At 59.5% G+C, this 22,107-nt stretch carries 13 protein-coding genes; 8 read left to right on the plus strand and 5 right to left on the minus strand.

Annotation, left to right across the window (positions count from 1 at the left end; genetic code table 11):
• Positions 1-54: 54 nt before the first annotated feature.
• From AC3E6W_RS07110 to AC3E6W_RS07145, 8 genes are all read left to right on the plus strand, one after another.
• Positions 55-516: an excisionase family DNA-binding protein gene (locus tag AC3E6W_RS07110; RefSeq protein ID WP_490652705.1), complete on the plus strand. Its 462-nt coding sequence runs from the start codon at positions 55-57 to the stop codon at positions 514-516.
• A 52-nt stretch (positions 517-568) separates the two neighbouring features.
• The gene (locus tag AC3E6W_RS07115; RefSeq protein WP_490652706.1) at positions 569-1,522 is read left to right on the plus strand and encodes a 3-methyladenine DNA glycosylase; all 954 of its coding nucleotides are present in this window, start codon (positions 569-571) and stop codon (positions 1,520-1,522) included.
• Positions 1,523-1,644: 122 nt separating this feature from the next.
• Positions 1,645-1,896 carry a phosphoribosylformylglycinamidine synthase subunit PurS gene (purS, locus tag AC3E6W_RS07120; RefSeq protein WP_005507194.1) on the plus strand — a complete coding sequence of 84 codons (252 nt, stop codon included), beginning with the start codon at positions 1,645-1,647 and terminating at the stop codon, positions 1,894-1,896.
• 5 nt (positions 1,897-1,901) lie between these two features.
• The gene (purQ, locus tag AC3E6W_RS07125) at positions 1,902-2,714 is read left to right on the plus strand and encodes a phosphoribosylformylglycinamidine synthase subunit PurQ (protein WP_070679697.1); all 813 of its coding nucleotides are present in this window, start codon (positions 1,902-1,904) and stop codon (positions 2,712-2,714) included.
• Positions 2,715-2,739: 25 nt separating this feature from the next.
• Complete coding sequence (purL, locus tag AC3E6W_RS07130; RefSeq protein ID WP_490652708.1) at positions 2,740-5,058, plus strand: phosphoribosylformylglycinamidine synthase subunit PurL; 2,319 nt, start codon at positions 2,740-2,742, stop codon at positions 5,056-5,058.
• A gap of 298 nt (positions 5,059-5,356) precedes the next feature.
• Complete coding sequence (locus AC3E6W_RS07135) at positions 5,357-7,933, plus strand: HAD-IC family P-type ATPase (RefSeq protein ID WP_490652709.1); 2,577 nt, start codon at positions 5,357-5,359, stop codon at positions 7,931-7,933.
• 517 nt (positions 7,934-8,450) lie between these two features.
• Positions 8,451-10,517: a glucose PTS transporter subunit IIA gene (locus AC3E6W_RS07140; protein ID WP_049333958.1), complete on the plus strand. Its 2,067-nt coding sequence runs from the start codon at positions 8,451-8,453 to the stop codon at positions 10,515-10,517.
• 303 nt (positions 10,518-10,820) lie between these two features.
• The gene (locus AC3E6W_RS07145) at positions 10,821-11,759 is read left to right on the plus strand and encodes a dihydrodipicolinate synthase (protein ID WP_490652711.1); all 939 of its coding nucleotides are present in this window, start codon (positions 10,821-10,823) and stop codon (positions 11,757-11,759) included.
• Positions 11,760-11,947: 188 nt separating this feature from the next.
• On the opposite strand, the gene AC3E6W_RS07150 is transcribed toward AC3E6W_RS07145, so the two are convergent.
• The 5 genes from AC3E6W_RS07150 to AC3E6W_RS07170 all read right to left on the minus strand — a co-directional run bounded on the left by AC3E6W_RS07150 (position 11,948) and on the right by AC3E6W_RS07170 (position 22,011).
• Positions 11,948-13,651, minus strand: coding sequence for an ABC transporter family substrate-binding protein (locus AC3E6W_RS07150; protein ID WP_490652713.1), 1,704 nt, complete (start codon positions 13,649-13,651; stop codon positions 11,948-11,950).
• 257 nt (positions 13,652-13,908) lie between these two features.
• Positions 13,909-15,609 carry an ABC transporter family substrate-binding protein gene (locus tag AC3E6W_RS07155; protein ID WP_049342725.1) on the minus strand — a complete coding sequence of 567 codons (1,701 nt, stop codon included), beginning with the start codon at positions 15,607-15,609 and terminating at the stop codon, positions 13,909-13,911.
• A 408-nt stretch (positions 15,610-16,017) separates the two neighbouring features.
• The gene (locus tag AC3E6W_RS07160; RefSeq protein ID WP_490652714.1) at positions 16,018-17,727 is read right to left on the minus strand and encodes an ABC transporter family substrate-binding protein; all 1,710 of its coding nucleotides are present in this window, start codon (positions 17,725-17,727) and stop codon (positions 16,018-16,020) included.
• A 443-nt stretch (positions 17,728-18,170) separates the two neighbouring features.
• Positions 18,171-19,871 (minus strand): ABC transporter family substrate-binding protein, encoded by a 1,701-nt coding sequence (locus tag AC3E6W_RS07165; protein ID WP_490652715.1) that lies wholly within the window; start codon positions 19,869-19,871, stop codon positions 18,171-18,173.
• Between the two features lie 406 nt (positions 19,872-20,277).
• Entirely contained in the window at positions 20,278-22,011 is a 1,734-nt protein-coding gene (locus AC3E6W_RS07170) for an ABC transporter family substrate-binding protein (RefSeq protein WP_070679676.1), read from the minus strand.
• Between the last annotated feature and the right edge of the window lie 96 nt (positions 22,012-22,107).

The raw sequence follows: 22,107 nt of genomic DNA on the forward strand, positions 1-22,107 counted from the left end.
GGCGTGGCATCTTCGGAGGTTGGCTCTGCCGGCAACAGCACCAAGGAGAAGATAATGACCACAACCCTAACCAACCCTCTGGAGGAAGATACCCTCAATCAGGCTCGCGCAGAGGCACGGGAAATCCTTAAGAACTCTGAAGAAACCACCATTGAGCTGACCGTTTCGGGCCGAGAAAGCCAGCAGCTTGGCGATGCCCTCAACCAGGTCATTCAGCACGTCCTGCATGCCCTGGCTAACGGGCAAAGTATCGATGTTCAGGTTGTCCCTCACGATTTGACGACGACGATTGCGGCGCAGCGTATCGGTATTTCACGCCCGACACTCATGAAGGCTATTCGCTCTGGTGACCTCCCGGCGCATAAGGTGGGTAGCCACTTCCGTATTCGCACCGAGGATGCTGATGCTTTCCGTAAGGGACTTCTCAAGAAGACCGTTGCTCAGAAGGAGCAAGCTCTCAAAGAGCTCTGGGAGCTCGAGGATGAACACAGTCTTGTTGATATCTTCACTAAATAAAGTAGTTTTACTTCCTGCCACACCTTGTCACGGCATCGTTTAGGCTAGAAGAATGACTACTCTTCAGACGACGCTTCGAATGATGGATGCCCGTCAATGGCGTGCCGCCGCGACCGCCCACGAGGTGCGCGCCGGCCGCTACGCCGACCCTTTTGCGCAGCGTCGCGCCCGCCACGAGGTGCACCCCGTGGAGGATTTCCTCTTCACCTACTACACACTCAAGCCCGGCCAGTTCAAGCGCTGGCACCCCGGCGCCGGCGTCATTCTGCTGGACGCCCCCGAGCGCGCCTCCTGGCGCTTCTACCGACCGGCCACCGAGCAGGAACTCCTAGAGGCCGGATGCGCCCCCGAGCAGGCGCGCGCTCAGGCGGAGGCGGCCTCCGCCGTCACCGTAGACGTCACCGACTTCGTGGAGCGCCGCGCCACCGCCCTCGCCTTCACCCACGAGATTCTGCGCAATACGGCCGCGAAGAAGGGCCAGTTCGGTTGCTTCGGCATGCACGAGTGGGCGATGGCGTACAAGTCGGTGGAGAACAATATCCGCCACGACTACTTGGAATTGCGCCTGGGCGCGGAGGGCACGGACCGGGTGGTGGAGAGCCATCGCATCCGCTGCTCGCACTTTGACGCGTTCCGTTTCTTCATGCCGCAGGCGGCGCCGATGAACGAGCTGCAGCCCACCCGTGAGACGCAGCGCGTGCTGGAGCAGCCGGCGTGCCTGCACGCGAACATGGACGTGTACAAGTGGGCGTACAAGCTGCTGCCGCTGGTTGATTCAACCCTGGTCATGGATTGCTTCGACCTGGCATGGGATGCTCGCGAGCTGGACATGCGCGCGGCCCCCTACGAGATTCGCGAGTGGGGCTACGAGCCAATCCCGGTGGAGACTGCCGAGGGTAAGGCAGAGTACGTGCGTATTCAGCGTGAGCTGTCCGAGCGTTCGATTGGCCTGCGCGAGCGCCTGCTGGAGGTGTGCGCGCGCTATCTTCCGCCCCTCGAGGCGTAAAAGACGTGATTCGAGCCTCTTAGGGTATCCACCAACCGAACGCATACCCCCGTTACGGTCGTTAGTACGGTAAGATGAGATACGGCTCATACAGAACCCACGCACCCAAGGAGTGCCCACACATGGCCCGTATTGTTGTTGATGTTATGCTCAAGCCCGAAATTCTTGACCCGCAGGGTAAGGCTATTTCTCACGAGCTGCCCCGTATCGGTGTTGATTCCTTCGTGGATGTTCGCCAGGGCAAGCGCTTCGAGCTGACCGTCGAGGGTGAGGCTACTGAGGAGCACCTCGCAGCTGCCCGCAAGGCTGCTGAGGAGCTGCTGTCCAACCCCGTGATTGAAGACGTCGTGAACGTTTCGGTTCTGGAGGACTAAGACCTATGGCAGAGTCCCTCGCACCTACTGAAGTCCCCCTGGTTGGCGACTTTTCTACTTCCGCCCCGAACCCCGCCTTCGCTGATGCACGCGTTGGCGTGGTGACTTTCCCCGGCACCCTGGATGACCGTGACGCTGCGCGTGCTGTCCGTCTGGCTGGCGGTACCGTCGTCGAGCTGTGGCACGACGACGCTGATCTGAAGAATGTTGATGCCGTCATTATTCCCGGTGGTTTCTCCTACGGTGACTACCTGCGTGCCGGCGCTATTGCCGCGAAGGCTCCCGTGATGCGTTCGGTGATTGATGCCGCTAACGCTGCCGGTACCTCCGGTTCTTCGCCCCTGCCTGTTCTGGGTATTTGCAATGGTTTTCAGATTCTGACCGAGTCTCACCTGTTGCCCGGTTCGATGATTAAGAACGATCACCGCAAGTTCATTTGCCGTGACCAGACTCTGCGCATTGAGAATAACTCCACCTCCTGGACCAGCAACTACGCTGCCGGCCAGGAGATTGTTGTTCCGCTGAAGAACCAGGACGGCCAGTACGTTGCGGATGCTAAGACCCTGGAGGCTCTGGAGGCTGAGGGTCGCGTGGTGTTCCGCTACGTTGGCTTCAACCCGAACGGTTCCCGTAACGATATTGCCGGCATTACCAACGAGCGCGGTAACGTGGTCGGCCTGATGCCGCACCCGGAGCACGCTGTGGAGCCGGGCTTCGGTCCTTCGTCCTCCGGTTTCGGTTCGGTGTCCCTGCGCGGTGGCGCCGATGGTCTCGGCGTGTTCACCTCGGTTCTTTCCAACCTGATTAACGCCCGCTAAAGCACGACAAGGATTCTAAGAAGTTATGAGCGAAAAGCAGTTTAACCTCGACACCGTCGAGCATGCGGCAGCTACCCCGGACACCGAACTCCCCTGGGCCGAGCTGGGCCTGAAGGAGAACGAGTTCGAGGATATCAAGGAGATTCTGGGCCGCCGCCCCACCGCGGCTGAGCTGGCAATGTACTCGGTCATGTGGTCCGAGCACTGCTCCTACAAGTCTTCTAAGGTTCATCTGAAGCAGTTCGGTGCGAAGGTCACCGAAGAGATGAAGAAGGACCTGATGGTCGGTATCGGTGAGAACGCCGGTGTGACCGACATTGGTGACGGCTGGGCCGTGACCTTCAAGATTGAGTCCCACAACCACCCCTCGTACGTGGAGCCCTACCAGGGTGCCGCTACCGGTGTGGGCGGTATTGTGCGTGACATTATTTCGATGGGTGCACGCCCGATTGCTGTGATGGATCCGCTGCGTTTCGGCGCGATTGATCACCCGGACACCGCCCGCGTTATTGGCGGCGTGGTTGCCGGTATTGGTGGTTACGGTAACTCCCTGGGCCTGCCGAACATCGGCGGCGAGGTTGAGTTCGATGCCTGCTACCAGGCAAACCCGCTGGTCAACGCGTTGGCTGTGGGCATTATGCGTCACGAGGACATCCGCCTGGCGAACGCATCGGGTGTGGGCAACAAGGTTGTCCTCTTTGGTGCGCGCACCGGTGGCGACGGCATCGGCGGTGCGTCGGTGCTGGCTTCGGAGTCCTTCGATGACACCAAGCCCTCGAAGCGTCCCGCCGTTCAGGTGGGCGACCCCTTCGCTGAGAAGGTTCTGATTGAGTGTTGCCTGGAGCTGTTCAAGGGCTCCGTGGTTGAGGGTATCCAGGACCTGGGCGCTGCGGGTATTTCCTGCGCAACCAGCGAGCTGGCTTCTAACGGTGAGGGCGGCATGCACGTCGACCTGACCAAGGTTCTGCTACGTGACCCCACCCTGACCCCGGGCGAGATTCTGATGTCCGAGTCTCAGGAACGCATGATGGCTGTTGTCTCCCCCGAGAACGTGGAGCGCTTCGAAGCAATCATGAACAAGTGGGGCGTGGAGTACTCCTTCCTCGGTGAGGTGACCGACTCCGGCCGCCTGGTCATCGAGTGGGACGGCGAGGTCATCGTGGATGTTGACCCCCGCACCGTCGCACACGACGGCCCCACCTACGAGCGTCCTTACGCACGCCCCGAGTGGCAGGACGACGTCCAGGCTAACCACTTCACCGGTTCGACTGCTGACGACTCCCGCCCGCGCGGTAAGGAGCTGGGTGAGGCAATCAAGGCGTTCATGGCGTCCCCGAACATGTGCTCCAAGTCCTGGATTACCAACCAGTACGACCGCTACGTTCAGGGCAACACCGCCCTGTCCATGCCGGACGACGGCGGCGTGGTGCGCGTGGACGAGAACACCAACCTCGGTGTTGCTCTGGCGACCGACGCCTCCCCGCGTTTCGCCTACCTGGATCCGTACGAGGGTGCTCGCGCGTCCTTGGCTGAGGCGTACCGCAACGTTGCGACCGTTGGTGCACGCCCCGTGGCTGTGTCTGACTGCCTGAACTTCGGTTCCCCCGAGGATCCGGACGTCATGTGGCAGTTCGCCGAGGCTGTTCGCGGCCTGGCTGATGGCTGCATGGAGCTGGGTGTTCCGGTGACCGGCGGTAACGTGTCCCTGTACAACCAGACCGGTGGTAAGGCTATTAACCCGACCCCCGTGGTGGCGATGATGGGCGTTATGGATGACGTCACCCGCCGCACCCCTTCGGGTTGGGCTCCTGAGCATGACGGTCAGGCTATCTACCTGCTGGGTACCACTCGCGATGAGCTGGACGGCTCCGAGTGGGCTCGCTTCAAGGGCCACCTGGGCGGTCAGCCGCCGAAGGTTGATCTGGCTCTGGAGCGTCAGCTGGGTGACATGCTGGTGAACATGTCTCGTGACGGCATGATTGATGCCGCACACGACGTGTCTGCCGGTGGTCTGGCTGCGGCTCTGGTGGAGGCCTGCCTGCGTTTCAACACCGGTGCCCGCATTGGTCTGGGTGAGGTTGCTGAGCGTGACGGTCTGGACCTGTTCACCCTGCTGTTCTCGGAGTCCCTGGGCCGCGTTGTGGTTTCGGTTCCGCGTTCTGAGGAGGTGCGCTTCAAGGATATGTGCACCGCTCGCCAGTTCCCCTTCGCACGTATTGGTGTGGTGGATGCTGAGTCGAACGCTCTGGACTTCCAGGATGAGGTTTCCATTGACCTGGATGAGCTGCGTGCAGCTCACGAGGGTACTCTTGCAGCTCACTTCGGTGAGGTTGCGAAGGGCTAATCTTCGGCTAGTTTGAGACTAACGCCGAAAGGGGCGGATGCTTGTGAAAGCATCCGCCCCTTGTGTGTGCTCGGTGGATGGTTCAGGCTCATGTATAGCACCTGCTCTTCCCACCTCAATATATTCCAATATTCATATATATAAATTCCCGTTCGTTACGCTGGCAACTATCAGTTGATTAACAGGTGCGGGATTATCTTTATCCCCGCCCGCACCGATACACTGAAAGGTAGCGCCCCTCGGACCCCGGTCGGTTGAACGGCGCCCCTAGAGACCCCTTCGAGAAAGAGACCCCTGCATGGACCCTCAGCAGCCTCACAAGCAGAGAACCGCGAGCGCTGTCGCCGGATACGTTCCCGAGTACTCCGAAGCGGCGCATAGCGGCTCCTTTGATATCGCCCAGCACGGCCTCACCAGCGATGACGTTGCACGCCTGACGGCTGAGGGTAAGATCAATACCCAGAACACGAAGTCTTCTCGCACGCTGTGGAGCATTATGCGTGCGCACCTGTTCACGGTCTTCAACTTTGTGTTGGGCGCCTGTGGTGCCGTGGTGATTGTGTACCAGCGTTGGGCTGATCTGCTCTTCCTGGGGGCTGTTATCGCTAACGTGGTGATTGGTTTTGTGCAGGAGTACAAGGCGAAGCTTGAGCTGGACCGCATCTCCCTGCTGGACCGCTCCCCCGCAACCGCTGTGCGCGATGGCAAGACCGTCGAGGTTCCCATGGAGCAGCTGGTGGAGGGCGACGTGGTGGTCCTCAAGCGCGGCGATCAGGTTCCGGCGGATGCTATTGTGCTCACCTCCGATTCTTTGGAGCTGGACGAATCCCTACTGACCGGTGAGAACGACCCGATTGCTAAGCGCCCGGGCGACATGGTGCTCTCGGCCTCGAGCGTACTCGGTGGTACCGGCCGCGTCCTGCTCTCTCACGTGGGTGCGAACTCGCGAGCCAGCAAGATTTCCGACGAGGCGCGCCAGTTCTCGCGTATCCAGTCTGAGTTGCGCGATGCCCTGAACCTCGTGGTCCGCTGGATTACGATTGGTCTGGCCGTCATTATTCCGGTGGTGCTGTGGGGTCAGATTCGCGCCGCCGGTGGCCTGGAGGCCGTGGAGCAGAACCACATGTGGGAGCAGGTGTCTATCGCCGTGGTCTCTTCGGTGGCTTCGATGATTCCGCAGGGCCTGGCGCTGATGACCACCCTGGCCTTCGCCGCGGCAGCCGTGGCTCTGGGCCGCAAGCACAATATCCTGGTGCAGGAGCAGCCTGCGGTTGAGGTGCTGGCTCGCGTTGACGTGGTCTGCTTCGATAAGACCGGCACGCTGACCGAAGGTGGCGTGATTTTTGATTCGGTGCGTCCCCTGACCACCGAGGCGGTGGCTGAGGGTCCTGACGCCGACTCTGCCGAGCATACTTCCTGGCGTGCCTCCCTGCCGACCGGCTGGAACGAGGCGCTGTCGTGGTTCGGCCACGATGAGAACGCGAATCCGACCGCCGCAGCGCTGACCGGCGGCTTCCCGCAGGCTTCCTCGGCTACCGTCAGCGGCATCGTGCCGTTCTCGTCGGCGCTGCGTTTTAGCGCGATTGAGTTTAAGGATTCGGGGGCCTGGCTGCTGGGCGCCCCGGAGGCGCTGCTCGCCAAGGGCACCGCCGAGCGCGAGCGCGCCGCCGAGCTAGCGGCTCTGGGTCTGCGCACGATGGTGCTGGCCCATGCCGCGGCCGTGGTGCGTAACGAGAAGGGTGAGCCCGTCCAGAAGATTCCGGCGGACGCTACCCCGGTTCTGTTCGTGATTTTCCGCGAGAACGTGCGCGCGGACGCCCCGGAGATTGTGGAGTACTTCCACCGTCAGGGTGTGACGCTGAAGGTCTTCTCGGGTGATAACCCGTTCACGGTTGCCGCCGCCGCAAAGACTGCGGGTATGGACACCTCCGCCGGCGCGGTTGATGCCTCTACCCTGCCCGAGGACGGCCCGGAGCTTGCCGAGGCTGCCGCGACCCACAATATTTTCGGTCGTGTCTCGCCCGAGCAGAAGAAGAACATGGTCATTGCGCTGAAGGAGCGCGGCCACGTGGTGGCGATGACCGGTGACGGTATTAACGACGCGCTGGCGCTCAAGCACGCAAGCTTGGGTATCGCGATGGGTAACGCTGCCCCGGCGACGAAGGCTGTCTCCCGTCTGGTGCTGCTGGACGGTAAGTTCTCGTCTCTGCCGGCCGCCCTGGAGCAGGGCCGCCAGGTCATCACGAACATTGAGATGGTGGCGAACCTGTTCCTGACGAAGACCGGTTTCGCGATTCTGCTGGGCGTGGTGTTTGGCCTGTTCGGCTGGGTGTTCCCCTTCCTACCGCGCCAGTACTCGACCGCTGACTTCCTGATTGTGGGTGCGTCCTCCTTCGCGTTGACCCTGCTGCCGAACTCGCGCCGCTACGTGCCGGGCTTCCTGCGCCGCGTGCTGAACTACACGGTTCCGAACTCGATTATTGTAGTGGCCATGCTGCTACTGGTGACGGCCGCTTCGCTGTGGATGCACATCGGCGATATCCGCCAGGTGCAGACGGCTTCGTTCATTACCCTGGTCATGATGGGCCTGTGGAACCTGGCCGCCGTGGCCCGCCCGCTGAACCGCGCCCGCGTGCTGCTCTTCGGTGCGCTGCTGGCGGTGTTCTTCGCGGCGCTCTTCGTGCCGATCCTAGTGGAGTACCATCAGTTCACCGAGGTGGCCCCGCACCTGCTGTGGACCGCAATTGGTGCCGGTGCCCTGGGTGCGGCTCTGATTGAGGTGAATGCGCATCGCAACCGCCGCTGGCAGAAGCGCCACTACCCCGATCTTGAGGTGGCCTCGCTGAGCTTCGTCCCGAAGAAGGCCGCGAAGTAGTTCGTTGCCCCTACCCGGGATAGCCCCGGCTGGGACTTTTTGGAGGGCCCCGTATTCTCGTTTCGAGGATGCGGGGCCCTCCGTGCGTTGTGCCTTTATCCGTCGGTTGGCTCGCCCGAATGACCCGCCCGGGGGTCGCATCCATTTGCGGAAATTTTTAACAGCTTCTGGGAGTTTCCTGTATCCATCTTGCCCTGAACCTGGGAAAACCCTTAAAGTTACAGGGAACTATTGAGAAGGGGTATCCCTCTCTTGAACAGGATTGTTACTGGATTGGCAGGCAAGACCTGAGTGACTCAACACCATAGCGGTAGTGTAGCTTCCGGCGCGTAGCCGGTGGTCGCGCCGTATCGCTGTACCCGTACGGGGCATCCGTCCCGACCGTAGGTTGAGAGCGCTCGGGTCTTTTGTGTTTTTGGGAAGCTTTTGCGCGTAGCGCGGCTGTTTTCCCACCCCCACCCGGCCGTCCAGATTTCACCCTGTGCATAGACTTTGACCGCATATCTAAGGAAGTATCGTGAACAACCGCGAACTTGGCGAGAAGATTCTCGACGGCCTCGGCGGCCCCGAGAACATCTCGCACATGACGCACTGCGCGACCCGCCTGCGTGTGACCCCCGTGTCGAACGAGGCCGTGCAGAACGAGAAGATTAAGTCCCTGCCCGGCGTGCTCACCGTGATTGAGCAGTCCGGCCAGACCCAGGTGGTGCTGGGTGACCGTGTTGAGGCCGTGTACAACGAGATTAACGCGCTGCCCTCCATGTCGAAGCAGGCTGAGAGCGAGGCTCCGGCAGAGTCTAACGGTAAGAAGGCCGGCTGGCTCACCAACGTCTTCGACGTTCTGTCTGACTCCTTCCGTCCGCTGCTGTGGGCACTTCTGGGTACCTCGATGATTCTGACCCTCATCGTGTTCCTGCAGCAGCTGGGTTTCTTCGGCCAGTACACCGACCTGACCGGTCAGGTTGTGAACGTGGACATCGTCAACGGTGCTCGCGTGGCTGATAAGGAAGCCGCTACCGCTCTGAACAACCAGTGGATGCATCAGTTTGCTTTCTGGTACATCCTGAAGGCTGCTTCGCTGTCGGTGCTGAACTTCATGCCCATTATGCTGGGTGCTACCGCTGCTAAGCGTCTGGGCGCGAACATGTGGGTTGGTGCGGCTATCCCCGCTGCGCTGATGACCGGTACTTTCACCGATTTGACCGCTCTGGCTGATCCCGCAACCAAGGTTCTGAACGTTCCGTTCTTCGGTCTGGATCTGCCGCTGTACGCGTTCAGCTACACCGGCCAGGTCTTCCCGCCGCTGCTGGCTGTTGCTCTGTTGGCTCCGCTTGAGCGCTTCCTGAAGAAGGTTATTCCTTCGATGCTGCAGATGGTGTTCGTGCCGATGATTTCGGTGATGATCCTGGTTCCGCTGACCGTGTTCCTGGTGGGCCCGATCGGTATCGGTGTGGCTATGGGAATCTCTGACTTCCTGAAGATGATTAACGATGTGGCTCCCGGTGTTGTGGGTGCCCTGATTGCCGGCCTGTACCTGTTCATGGTTCCGCTGGGCCTGCACTGGCCGCTGAACGCCGTGATGATTAACAACCTGCAGACCATGGGTACCGACTTCATCCAGTCCCCCATGGGTGCGTACAACTTCGCCGTGTTCGGCCTGGTGACCGGTGTGGCTATCCGCGCCAAGAAGGACCGCGAGCTACGCCAGACCGCTATCGGTGCGTCGATGTCCGGTCTGCTGGGCGGTATTTCTGAGCCGTCCATGTACGGTGTGGTACTCCGCTACAAGCGCGTGATTCCGATTATTCTGGTTCCCGCCGTGATCGGTGGTGCGACCATTTCGATGCTGGGCGTTAAGTCCTACGCCTTTGCGTTCACCTCGCTGCTGTCGATTCCGGCTATGCAGCCCTCGTACCTGTACGTGATTGGCCTGGCTATTGCCTTCTTCGGCGCGATGGCCGGTGTGCTGGTCTTCGGTTACGAGTCGAAGGACGACGCCGCTAAGCACGCCGCTCAGCGTGCGAAGGAAGAGGCTGCCGCTGCTCCCGCCGAGAAGAAGGTAGAGAAGAAGGCCGAGGAGGCTCCCAAGGCTGAGGCCGCCGCCGCGGCTCCCGCTGCAGCCGGTGAGGTCATTGAGCTGCACGCCCCGATTGAGGGTACCGCCGTTGCTCTGGCCGATGTTCCGGACCCGATTTTCGCTGCTGGCAAGCTGGGCGAGGGTGTGGCTATTGAGCCGACCGGTACCACTGTTGCTGCTCCCGCAGCCGGTAAGGTTGCCGCAACCTACCCCTCGGGCCACGCTGTGGGCCTGAAGCTGGAGAACGGCATTGAGCTGCTGATTCACGTTGGTCTGGATACCGTGAACCTTGACGGTAAGGGCTTCAGCGTGAAGGTTGCCAAGGGCGATGTTGTTGCCGCCGGCGACACTCTGATTGAGTTCGATCCCGAGGTTATCAAGGAGGCGGGTTACCCGCTGATTACCCCGGTGATTGTCACCAACACCCGCAAGTTTGCTGAGGTGAAGGGCCTGCCGGGCGTTGCTCACCAGAACCTGAGCACCGTCCTGAAGGTGACCACTAAGTAGTTCGCTTTCTGAGGCTCTAAGGGGCCCCACCATTGTGGTGGGGCCCCTTTCCTTATGCCCTGCTTCCTGATGTGCTGAGTCTTTGGGCCGGGTTTGCTGGCCAGGGGTTTGCTGGGCAGGGGTTTGCTGGGGTTTAGGCACTGGCCGGGGGGGGTATTTCTGCTAATGTGATAATAAGCTCAACAAGGAAGTTCTCACGTGATAGGGAGTACGATGATGTCTTCTGATACTAGGACATGGGATACCGGGGTGTGGGAAGAGCAGCAAAAAGAGTTGCATGCTCTTTCTCCTGTTCGACGGCTGATGCGCCGGCTCAATCTTGAGGCGCTCGTCTACGATTCCGCGCCGTTTCCGGTTCTGTTGCGTAAGCTCTCCGCGCTGATTCCAGCCTGCCTTCTGTGGTGGGTTATCTATGAGCCGCACCGGCTTGCTTCCTCTACCAGCCTCCCCGAGGGTACTCACGCTATTACGCTGCTCCCCGGAGCCTGGGGTAACCCCGCCACGGGGGCTTACGGCGGTCTTCCTGAGCTGCCCGGCGTCCTCTTGCGCTGGGTACTGTGCATCGCGGCAATGGTAGCTGTCGTTCATGTCTGCGGAGTCAAGGCGAAGGGCCAGAGCTTCACCATTCCTCACGATGCGCGTTCACGGCTGATTGCGCTGATGCAGGCTCTCGGCATTTTCGGTGCGTTTGCGCTGGTGGTCTGGATTGAATACATGATGACTCCGCTAACCCTCATGTTTGAAACCGTGTATGCAGGCCCCACCGCAGCCTATAGCGGCGACGGCACGATACCCCTGCACCTGTTCCTGTCTTCGTCGTTGAGCGCTATTTTCCTGGGCTACTTTTGCGTAAACATTCTTGCCTCACTGAATATCCCCGGTTACCTCGGCATCCCCGCAATTATCTTCGTGGGGGCTCTCCCCTGGGCTCACGCGGAGCGGCATCAGTTCACGTTGGCACTCGCGTGGGTCATTGCGGTGACGCTGGTGAGCTGGCTGGTGCGCGGAATGTGGGGTACCCCGATAGCTTGCGCTGGATATTCTCTGTGGATTGTGCTGGTCGCAACCAGCGGCGCTCCTTTTGATTTGCCAGCTAATATGAGCCGCGTCCTCGTGATTTTGGGATTCCCGCTGGCCTTTATTGTCGCTGGAGGCGGCATTTACCGCATCTTCTATCTGCGGCAGAACCCGAACCTGTTGAGGTACCTGCAGGAGCGTTCCCTGTACATGGGCGAGTGGTAGCAACCGGTTAGGGCGGCACTCCCCTCCCTCAGTTTTTGTAATTACATATCCTGCTAACGTGTCCCGCTGAAGGACACAGAACAAGGGGAACAGAAAAATCCCGGGCACTCTCTTGTGAGAGTACCCGGGATTTTGAGTCCTACAGGATGACTAGAGCATTACCTGAAACGGTATTACTCTCGCCTACTCTATTCCTGCCAGCCGACGTTGACCCAGTAGTCAGCGCTGGTGTAGCTCTGCTTGAACAGGGACGGACCGTAGTTCGCAACCTTTGCCTTCACAGCGGCGTACATCGGGCCGTTACCGTAGGGCAGGTACACTGCGACCTTCTCGTAGTAGAGCTTCTCAGCCTCGTTGGCGATCTTGATGCGCTCGCCATCGTTCTCGGTGTTCTGCAGCTTCTCGATGAGCTTATCAACCTCGGGGTCACCGACTCCGAACACCTCGGTGGTGAAGAAGTAGGGTGCCGAGGATGCCAGGTCGGGCAGAACGCCCCAACCGGTGAAGATTGCTTCGTAGCTCTTCTGGCCGAGCACGGAGTTGGAGTTCGACTGCGGCTGGTTGTCGGAGGTCAGGCGGATACCTGCAGACTTCAGCTGCTGCTCCAGGATCTGGTAGACAGCCTGGTAGACAGCCTCGGAGCCGAAGGAGGTCAGGGCGAAGCTGGCAGTCTTGCCGCCCTTAGCGTAGTAGTCGCCGGACTTGGAGTAGCCTGCGGCCTCCAGAATCTTGGCGGCTGCCTGGGCGCCGGACTCACCCTCGTAGTTGTTCTGGTAGCCCTTCTGGAACGGCATTGCGATGATGGAGCCGGGCAGCGGCTCGGTCCAACCGAGCTGCGAGAAGTATGCCTTAGCAATCTGCTCGCGGTCCACAGAAGCAAGGATTGCGCGGCGCAGTGCCAGGTCCTCGATGCGCTTGGGGTTCAGCTGAATGATGTTGACGTTGGTGTTCTGGCTCTGGCGAATCTCGGTGCCTGCCTGACCCTTCACAGCGTTGTAGCTGGTTGCACCCACGAAGGTGAAGGCGTCCAGTTCGCCGTTCTTGAAGCTTGCACGGATTGCATCGGAGTCCATCTGGCGCCAGATAATGCGATCCAGCAGAGCCGGGGTGCCCCACCACTTGTCGTTCTTGACCAGGGTGAGCACCTTCTGGGAGGAGTTCCACTCACCAATCTTGAAGGGGCCTGCCCAGTACTGGTCGAGGGGCTTGTCGACAAAGCCGTCATTGAAGAGGTTGACGTCTTCCAGAGCGGGGTGAATTGCGAAGGCGCACAGACCCTCGGAGGGGTAGTACGGGGTCTTCATGGTGACCTTGACGTGGCGGTCGTCGCCGTCCACTGCCTCGATGCTTTCCACCTGCTGCCACATCTGGTTATCGGTGATGTGGTAGGGGTTGTCGGTGACTGCGCTGTAGACCTTCCAGCAAGCCTGCACAGCCTTCACGTCCATGGGAGTACCGTCGTTGAAGACAGCCTTGGGGTTGATCTTGAAGGTTGCGGTCTGCACACCGTCGACGGTTTCAGTCTTGTGTTCGGTGCAGAACTCGGTGTTGAGGGTACCTTCGCCGTCGGGGCTCATGGTGTAGAAACCCATGACTGCAGCGATGTTGCAGGGTGCCAGTGCGTCCAGGTTGCTGGAGGTGTAGCCGCTCTGGGTCTGCAGGTTGAAGTTGGGGCCCAGGGCGGTAGCCGCGAGGGTCAGGGTACCGCCCTGCTTGAGGGAGGAACGGTCCTGCTTGTTGACCTGAAGGTTCTTCAGAATGTCTTCAGCGTTGTTAGCGGCGCTACCGCCAACCTTTTCCTTCGAGCTGCCGCAGGCAGCCAGTAGACCAACGGTGCCGAGGGCAACGGTGCCGGTCAGGAGGGTACGGCGAGAGACAGACATGCTCTTCATGGAATTTCTCCTAGAGTATTCGCAGTGTTGTGGAGGCGGCGCGCGAACGGTGCGCAACTAACACTCCAACCCGGCGGGAGGACAGTCTCTGCCGGGGTCGCAGGCAGAATGCCCGCATTTGTTTTAAGTATATCCGTGCAAATCTCTGAGGAACGGGAAAGCGGCGTGCTCCAGAAGGTTTTAATCCTTCTGTAACACGCCGCTGTAGCGCTTTTACCCCTTATGGAGTGTGTGAGCAGTGCTCAACGCTTAGATTTTTACTTCTCCCAACCGACGTTGATCCATACGTTCGGGTTGTAGTAGGGCAGGCCGAAGAGCATCGGACCGTAGTTCGCCAGGCCCTTACGGCACGCCTTGAAGTTCGGGCCGTTGTGGGTGGGCACGTAGATGGCGACCTCGTCAAGGTGGCGCTTCTCCAGCTCGTTCATGATCTTGAGCTGTTCCTTCGGGTCCTCGGTGGACATCATGGTTGCTGCCAGCGAGTCCAGATCCTTACCGTGACCGTTGTTGGTCTCGGAGATGTAGAAGTAGTTCGCCGCATCCACCGGGGAGGTGGTGATGCCGTAGCCGCCGGTCTTAATCGCGAAGTTCTTGGAGGAGATGATGCTCGACATTTCGGAGGCACCGTGGTTCTCGATGGTCAGCTCGATGCCGACCTCCTTCATCTGCTGCACCAGGAACTGGGCGGTGGAGCTGACAACCGGGTCGCTACCGAAGGTGATAACCGGGTAGGAGACCTTAGCGCCGTCCTTGGTGTAGTAGTCACCGGACTTGGTGTAGCCTGCGTCCTCAAGGATCTTGGTGGCGACGTCCTTGCCGAGCTTGGTCGGGTAGTTGTCCTGGTAGCCTTCCTGCATGGGCAGCATGCACATGGAGCCGGGCAGGGTTTCCTTCCAGCCGAGCTTCTCGTAGCGCAGCTTCTGCAGCTGCTCACGGTTGAGGGCTGCAACGAATGCGCGGCGGACGGGCAGGGGCACCTTTTCGGGGTTGATTTCGTAGTTGCCCACGCTGAGAGCGCTACCCTTGCGAATGTCGGTGTTTGCCACGCCGGAGAGCTCGTTGTAGGAGCTGAGGGTGCTGGCGTCCACGTAGTCGATTTCGTTGTTCTTGTAGGCTGCCTGCTCTGCCTGGGAGCTCATTTCACGCCAGGTGATGCGCTCGAGGGCGGGCTTCTGGCCCCACCACTTGTCGTTGCGGACGACGGTGAGCACCTTGGAGGAGGAGTTCCACTCGCCGACCTTGAAGGGGCCTGCCCAGTACTGGTCGAGGGGCTTGTCGTTCAGGCCGTCGTTGAAGAATTTGGGGTCGGCGAATGCCGGGTGCAGGAACGAGGTGAAGCTGCCTTCGATGGGGTACCAGGGCTTGGACATCGTGACCTTCACGTGGCGGGTATCGCCGTCCACAGCCTCGACGCTTGCGACCTGCTCCCAGATGGGCGAGGGGGTGATCTGGTAGTCCGAACCGGATGCCGCGGCGGTGTAGATGGTCTGGTAGCTCTTGACGGCGTTCACGTCGATGGGGGTACCGTCGTTGAAGGCTGCCTTGGGGTTGATCTTGAAGGTCACGGTCTGCACGCCGTCAACGGTCTGCGCCTTGTACTCAGTGACGTAGTCCTCGTTCATGTGCGACTCGCCGCGGAAGTCGGCGTAGAAGCCGCCGGTGAAGGCGGAGTTGATGGCTGCCTGAATGTTCAGGTTGCCGGCGGTGTAGCCGTTGGTGTTGAGGATGTTGAAGTTCGGGCCGATGCCGTCAGCGCTCAGGCGCAGTTCGCCGCCGTCCTTGAGGGCGGAGCGGTCCTTCTCGTTGTAGGAGACTGCCTTTGAGAGGTCGTCGCCCGCGGAGAGAGCGCTGGTTTCGGTCTTGGAGGAGTTGCCGCCGCAGGCTGCGAGCAGGCCTACGGTGCCCAGGGCGACGGTGCCGGTGAGCAGGGCGCGGCGGTTGAGGGTGAAAGTGGTCATGATCTGTCCTTGTCTGAGGACCGGGATGCGCACGTGAGGTACCATGCGCTCCCGGCCCGGGATGAGTGTTGAAACGTGGCGCCATCTCGACAATCTGAGGGTGGGGGAACACAACCCACCCCGCATACTCGTGATGCACATCTATGATGGAACACACGTTTGCATTGGGATTAGTATACACACAAAACCCATACGGCATGACCCGCCTCATCTTTTACGGGAAATATTTCAGCAGAAACTTTTCTTCCCTCAATTTCAGCCGACCCTCCCCCGAGAAACAAAAGAGTCCCGCGGTACCCCGCCCATTAGGCGGAATACCGCGGGACTTTACCCTTCCGGAGTCTTATGCCGGCGCCTCCAAAAATTCAGAAACTACCGAATAGAAATCCAGAAAATTAACCTGTGGCTTTAGTTCTGCCAACCCACATTGACCCAGCGCTTGGGGTCGGTGTAGCTGGTTGCGAAGAGGGAAGGACCGTAGTTAGCCAGCTTCTCCTTCACAGCTGCGTAGCTGGGGCCGTTGCCGTAGGGGAAGTAAATAGCAACCTTCTCCATGTGCTGCTTCTCAGCCTCAGCAGCCATCTTCAGCTGCTCATCATGGGATTCCTTCTCGTAAATGGACGCGATGAACTTATCCAGCTCGGGATCACCCACACCTTCGTTGATTTCGCTGGTGTAGAAGTACTGAACGCTGTCTGCAGGGTCAGCACCAATACCCCAACCGGAGAAGGCGCAGTCGTACTGCTTAGCACCCATCACGGAGTTGAACTGGGACTGCGGCTGGTTGTCCTGCTCGAGCTTAATACCTGCCGCCTTGAGCTGCTGCTCGAGGTTCTGGAACTGAGCCAGAGAGGTTGCATCCGAACCGAAGTAGGTGATGGAGAAGCCTGCAGTCTTGCCATCCTTGGCGTAGTAGTCGCCATTCTTGGAGTAGCCTGCTGCTTCCAGGATCTTTGCCGCAGCCTCGGGGCCGGGGTTGGTGGGCATAGCGTCCTGGTAGCCCTTCTGGAAGGGCATAGCAATCAGGGAGCCGGTCAGAGGCTCTTCCCAGTTGATCTGGCCGAACTTGACCTTAGCCAGCTGGGAGCGGTCAACCGCGGCGAAGACTGCACGGCGCAGGGCGGTGTCGGTCACGCGGGTCGGGTTGAACTGCAGGTTGATCACGCCGACGCTCTGACCGGAGCGAATCTGGACACCGGGCTGACCCTTGACAGCGTTGTAGGTTGCCAGGCCAGCAAAGCCAATGCTGTCCAGCTCGCCATTCTTGAACGCTGCGCGCTCTGCCTCGTCGCCCATTTCACGCCAGATGATGCGGTCCAGCAGCGGCTTCTCACCCCACCACTTGTCGTTGGGAACGAGGGTGAGGGTCTTAGCCGAAGAGTTCCACTCGCCCAGCTTGAAGGGGCCGGACCAGTACTGATCCATGGGCTTGTTCACGAAGCCGTTGTTGAAGAGCTCCTTGTCGGTCAGTGCGGGGTGCAGACCGAGCAGGCCGAGGGTTTCGGCAGGGTACAGGGGCTTGGACATCACGATCTTGACGCGGGTCTTGTCGCCATCCACGGGGTCGATGGACGCCACCTGCTGCCAGAAGGGAGCGGCGATAACGTTGTAGCCGTCATCGGGGTTGCGATAGACGGTCCACGCGGCGCGGATTGCCTCAACGTCAACGGGGGTGCCGTCATTGAAGACAGCCTTAGAGTTAAGCTTGAAGGTAATGGTCTGCACACCGTCAACGGTCTCTGCCTTGTAATCGGAGACATAGTCGTCGTTGAGGCTGTATTCGCCGGCAGGGCTCAGGGAGGTGAAACCGATAGCGGAGGGGATGTTGCAGGCGCCACCGAATGCGGTGAGGTTCTCGGTGGTGTAGCCGCTCTGAGTCAGAATGTTGAAGTTCGGGCCGACTGCAGAGACGCTACCGCGGAACTCGCCACCCTGCTTGAGGGAGGAGCGGTCCTGCTTGTTGATTTCGAGGTTCTTGACGATTTCCTCGGTGCTTGATGCAGCCTTACCGCTGATCTTCTTGTCAGAGCCGCCGCCGCAGGCAGCGAGCAGGCCGACGGTACCCAGGGCAACAGTGCCGGTCAGCAGGGTACGGCGATTAATACGTAGATGAGTCATGTATTCTCCTCATGCCGGAGGGCTCGGGTGCTATTCGATATAGCGCACCATGTTGTGCGCCGATTTTTCGGGAGCGCCGAAGCTCCCGCCCATCACCCTTGTGAGAGCCCCCACATTGTTTGTGGTTGAAACACAGTATACCCCCAAAAGAAGCGACGCAGACCACAGTCCAATCCGTGGAAGAACTATACACCGTCTAAAAATCACGGGTTCAGCACCTAAACCCGCATCATCACGCGGAAGCCGCGTACGAAAACTAAAAAATGAAATATTATGTCGCATTGGCGCGCGAGCGCGTCACGCCCGGTGCTTTGAGAATCGTTACAAGTCACAAGCACAGCGTCGGGGCAGCTAAAGCGCACTAAACCCTCCACAAGAAAAAGCTCCCCACCCCTATACGACACTGCGAAAACGTATAGGGGCGGGGAGCTTAAAACTGCGGCTTATGCCATCCAGCCGACCGTAGACCAGTCGAGGCTCTTAAAGAGGAACGCACCGTAGTTAGCGAGCTTCGGGCGGCATGCCTTGAAGTCCGGACCATTGAGGAACGGGATGAAGAGGCAAACCTCGCTCATGTGCTTCTTCTCAATTTCGTTGCACTTCTCGGCGCGCTTAGCGTCATCGAGGATAGTGACCATCTCGTCGACCATAGCGTCAATTTCGGGGGTGCCGACGCCGTCCCAGTTCTTGGAGTGGTAGAAGTACTCGGCAGCACTGGTCGGCTCGGAGCCTACGCCAAAGCCCGAAATGCTTACGTCGTACTCACGGTTACCAACAACCTTCGAGAATTCAGACTGTGCACGCGAATCGAGCTCGAAGTTAATGCCGATTTCCTTCATGCTCTGAATGAAGGTCTGTGCCTGGCCCTTGGTGGTGGCATCATCACCGAAGGTGGTCAGCTTCAGGGTGATGGTCTTGCCGTCCTTCGCGTAGAAGTCGCCGGACTTGGTGTAGCCTGCCTTCTCCAGGACCTTGCGTGCTTCCTCCGGGTTACGTGCCGGGTAGTTGTCGCGGTAGTACTGGGAGGAACCCAACAGAAGCATCGAGCCGGGAACTTCTTCTTCGTAGGGCAGACCCTGGAAGCGAATCTTTGCCAGAGCACCACGGTCGATACCCAGGAAGATTGCCTTACGGACAGCAACATCGGTGATGTGCTGTGCGTTCAGGTTCATACCACCGGCGAAGAGGCGGCGACCGCGGCGGATTTCAGAGTTCGCAACGTCCTTCATCTCGTTGTAGGCGCTGAGGGTACGTGATTCCACGACGTCCAGTTCGCCGTTCTTGTAGGCGGCGCGTGCTGCGGCGTCTGCCATTTCACGCACGACGATGCGGTCCAGCTTGGGCTTCTCACCCCACCACTTGTCGTTGGGCACAGCAGTGAAGGTCTTCTCGGAGGAGTTCCAGCCGTTGGGTGCCAGGGTGAAGGGGCCGCAACCGAGCTCGGGGTGGGGGTTGTCCACGAAGCCTTCGTTGAAGAGGGTGACGTCGAGCATTGCCGGGTGCAGGATTCCGCCGAAGAGCAGACCCTTGACGGGGTTGTGTGCGGTCTTGAGGACAACGCGTGCGTGGTAGCGGTCGCCATCGATAGCTTCAACGCTTTCGATGAATTCGTAGATACCTGCTGCACCAATCTTGTATTCACCCTCGGGGTCACGCTGGATCTGCCAGGTTGCCTTGAGGGCGTCGATGTCGATGGGGGTGCCGTCGTTGAAGACTGCCTTGGGGTTCAGGCGAACCTCTGCGGTAATCTTGCCGTCTACTTCCTTAGCTTCGAAGCCGAGGCAGTAGTTGGGGTCGAGCTCGTCTTCACCCTTGAAGGTGCTGCGCCAGATGCCGGCACCGGCGATAATGCCCATGGTTTCGGAGACGGAGGTGCTCGAGCCATTCTGGGAGAAGCGGTTGAAGTCCGGACCAAGAGAGTAGGTGCTCAGGTTCAGGGTACCGCCCTGCTTGAGCTTCGAGGCATCCTGCTCGTTGATTTCATAGAACGGGGTTTCGCTTGCCTTGTGCTCGGTCTTGGGGGACGAGGAGCCACAAGCGCTCAGTACGCCGGCAGCAGCGACGGCGGTTGCGCCGCCGAACAGTACGCGGCGGCTCATGATCGGGTTGAATCCGGAGAGGGAGGGGATGGGCTGGGGGCTCATGACGGGCTCCTTGTGGGTGTGGACTGCGCTGATGCAGTGTTTGCAGTGTAGAGTGGGTGGCTCGCGTGCTCTGGAGGCGGGTTTTCCGTCTGCGGGAGCGCCTGCTATCTGCGGTGATGGGGCGGGCAGGTGAAGCCATGTAAAATAATGTGACCTAAAGCTATGCCCTAAACCACATTTAATATTTTTAGTAGTGTACACCACACACGTCACTACAGGTGCGCAACACGATAAATATTTCTTAATTATTACGCCCGAGCATATATCCACACCGCCAGAGCACACTACCTGAGCCCTACACCTCCACACAGCAACCCCTCCCCCGCCTCCAGAAATAGCCAGCGGGCACAACAAAGCGGGCCGAATGTGCGCATACACATTCGACCCGCTCATAGGGCAGAACCGTTTAGGAGTTCATCCAACCCACAGCGGTCCAGTCCGTAGTCTTATAGAGGCTCGGACCGTAGTTAGCCAGATTCTTCTTGACCATCACAAAGTCAGGACCGTTCGTGATGGTACCCAGGAAGGCGAACTCAGCCATGTGCTTCTTCTCAATCTCGTTACAGGCAAGGTTACGTTCCTTGTCATCCTCAATGAGGGTCATGGCGTCGATGAGGGCGTCAATTTCCTTACTGCCGATACCTTCATTGTTCTCAGAGTAGTAGAACTGCTTGGTGCCCTCGGTGGCATCCGGGCTAGAGACCGAGTAGCCACTGAAGGAAATATCGTAGTCCCAGTTGCCCAGAACGGTGGCGAACTCGCTATCGGCGTGCTGGTCAATCCGGATCTCGATACCGACATCCTTCATCTGCTGAGTGAAGGTCTGAGCTTTACCCTTGGTGGTCGGATCGTCACCGAAGACCACCACGGCGCAGCCGGCCTTCGCGCCAGCCTTCTCGTAGTAGTCGCCATTCTTGGTGTAGCCGGCGGCCTCCAGAATCTTCTGCGCCTCCGAAACGCTGTTATTCGGGGTCGGGTAAGAATCCTGGTAGTAGGGCGAGAAGGGCATGTGAATCATCGAACCGGGGATGGTTTCCTCGTAGGGCAGGCCCTGGAACTGAATCTTCGCGAGTGCTTCACGGTTGGTGCCGGCGAAGATAGCCTTACGCAGGGCGGCATCCTTCACGCGCCGCGGATTGATATCCAGACCGCCGGCGTAGAGGCGGGTACCCTTACGCAGTTCGGTCCCGGCCACGTTCTTCACCTCGGCGTAAATGGAGGAGGTGTTCGCGCCGATAGCGTCAATCTCGTCGTTCTTGAAGGCAGCGCGCGAAGCACTGGACTCCATCTGGGTGAAGACAATCTTGTCCAGCAGGGGCTTAGTGCCCCACCACTTGTCATTGGGCACCACACTGAAGGTCTTCGCGGTGGAATCCCAGCCCTTGTCAGCCAGGGTGAAGGGACCAGCCCAGTACTCGGGGTGGGGCGCATCCACAAAGCCGTTATTGAAGAGCTCGACGTCCTCCAGAGCGGGGTGCAGAATCACCGAGAAGAGGCTCTGTAGCGGGTAGTAGGGCTTGGAGAAGGTGACGGTCGCACTGTAGTCGTCATCGCCCTTTTCGACGGATTCAACAAACTCGTAGATGCCGGTGGCAACGATGTTGTAGCCGTTATCCAGGCTCTTGAAGACGTTCCAGGTGGACTGGAGTGCCTTGTAGGTGATGGGGGTGCCATCGGTGAAGACAGCCTTGGGGTTGAGCTTGATGGCCACCTGGACCTTGTCGTCCTTTGTACTGTGCTCGAAGGAGACAGCGAAGTCGGTGTTCAGCTTGTAGGTACCATCAAAGTCGAGGTTCCACAGGCCCGCCTGGCTGATGGTGCTCATGACGTTGACATTATCGGTGGTGTTACCACTCTGGGTGTGGAAGTTGAAGTTCGGGCCGATGGCGCCGGCCGGCAGGCGCAGGGTGCCACCCTTCTTGAGGCTATTCACATCCTGAGCGTTGATGTTGTAGAGGTCTTCAATGTTTGCTCCGGCACCTGCACCCTTAGTCTTTTCAGCACTTGCGCTACCGTTACCGCAGGCGCTGAGCAGGCCGACGGCACCCAGGGCCGCGGTACCGCCAATGAGCGCACGGCGGCTGAAGCTATTCTTAGTCGCTTCGTGGCTGGTCGCGGTGTATGCGGTGTTCGCGGTCATGGGTCTTCTTTCTGGGATGCGCCGGTGATCCCGGCGAGTGTTGATTATTTATGCAATGTATTGCATAACTTTGTATGACTCCACTGTAGCGCACCT

This window comes from Rothia sp. SCPM-O-B-18226 (M350), from assembly GCF_058213595.1.

Bases quoted from the DNA above. Each gene is read 5' to 3' on its own strand.
- AC3E6W_RS07155 (WP_049342725.1), bottom strand. From the start codon at position 15,609: ATGACCACTTTCACCCTCAACCGCCGCGCCCTGCTCACCGGCACCGTC.
- purL (WP_490652708.1), top strand. From the start codon at position 2,740: ATGAGCGAAAAGCAGTTTAACCTCGACACCGTCGAGCATGCGGCAGCT.
- AC3E6W_RS07170 (WP_070679676.1), bottom strand. From the start codon at position 22,011: ATGACCGCGAACACCGCATACACCGCGACCAGCCACGAAGCGACTAAG.
- AC3E6W_RS07150 (WP_490652713.1), bottom strand. From the start codon at position 13,651: ATGAAGAGCATGTCTGTCTCTCGCCGTACCCTCCTGACCGGCACCGTT.
- AC3E6W_RS07115 (WP_490652706.1), top strand. From the start codon at position 569: ATGACTACTCTTCAGACGACGCTTCGAATGATGGATGCCCGTCAATGG.
- AC3E6W_RS07165 (WP_490652715.1), bottom strand. From the start codon at position 19,871: ATGAGCCCCCAGCCCATCCCCTCCCTCTCCGGATTCAACCCGATCATG.
- AC3E6W_RS07135 (WP_490652709.1), top strand. From the start codon at position 5,357: ATGGACCCTCAGCAGCCTCACAAGCAGAGAACCGCGAGCGCTGTCGCC.
- AC3E6W_RS07160 (WP_490652714.1), bottom strand. From the start codon at position 17,727: ATGACTCATCTACGTATTAATCGCCGTACCCTGCTGACCGGCACTGTT.
- AC3E6W_RS07145 (WP_490652711.1), top strand. From the start codon at position 10,821: ATGCGCCGGCTCAATCTTGAGGCGCTCGTCTACGATTCCGCGCCGTTT.
- AC3E6W_RS07110 (WP_490652705.1), top strand. From the start codon at position 55: ATGACCACAACCCTAACCAACCCTCTGGAGGAAGATACCCTCAATCAG.
- purQ (WP_070679697.1), top strand. From the start codon at position 1,902: ATGGCAGAGTCCCTCGCACCTACTGAAGTCCCCCTGGTTGGCGACTTT.
- purS (WP_005507194.1), top strand. From the start codon at position 1,645: ATGGCCCGTATTGTTGTTGATGTTATGCTCAAGCCCGAAATTCTTGAC.